Below are 543 nucleotides of genomic sequence, written 5' to 3' on the forward strand. Positions count from 1 at the left end.
GCCCGCGGCCCCGCCGGCCTCGCCCCCGCCGGTCCCCACGCCGAAGGACGTCGCCGACCGCCAGAGCGGCCAGGGCAGCGACGAGGAGACCGTCACGGTCACCCAGAAGCGCCTGAGCTTGATGATGACCCGGGAGAAGGACCAGGGCAGGCAGTCCGCGCTGCGCGACCTCGCCGCGGAGGCCGGTCTCGACCCGGACAGCGTCGACGCCGAGCAGATCAAGCAGGTCCTCGGCGATGCCAAGAAGCTCAAGGAAGCCCAGCTGTCCGAAGAACAGCGCCGGGAGGCCGCGTTCGCCGACCGGGAGAAGGCGATCACCGCCAAGGAGACCACCGCCGCCGAGACCCTGGCCGCGGCCCAGGCCAAGCTGCAGGAGGCGCAGCGCACCTCGGCGCTCATCGGCCTCGGTGCAGCCGACGCGGACCTCGAGGACGCCCTCGTGCTGCTGGACAAGGCCCTCGCCGAGACCCCGGACGCCGACGCCGATGCGATCGCGGAGGCGGCCAAGGACCTCAAGAAGCGCCGCCCCGCCCTGTTCGGGAC

The 543-nt window shown here is 73.1% G+C and carries 1 protein-coding gene; it reads left to right on the forward strand.

The features are described 5' to 3' along the window. The coding region (locus L0P92_RS44850) for a hypothetical protein (protein WP_372497444.1) at positions 1-543 on the forward strand (543 nt) is incomplete at both ends.

This window comes from Streptomyces muensis (assembly GCF_021474425.1).
Classification (GTDB): domain Bacteria; phylum Actinomycetota; class Actinomycetes; order Streptomycetales; family Streptomycetaceae; genus Streptomyces; species Streptomyces muensis.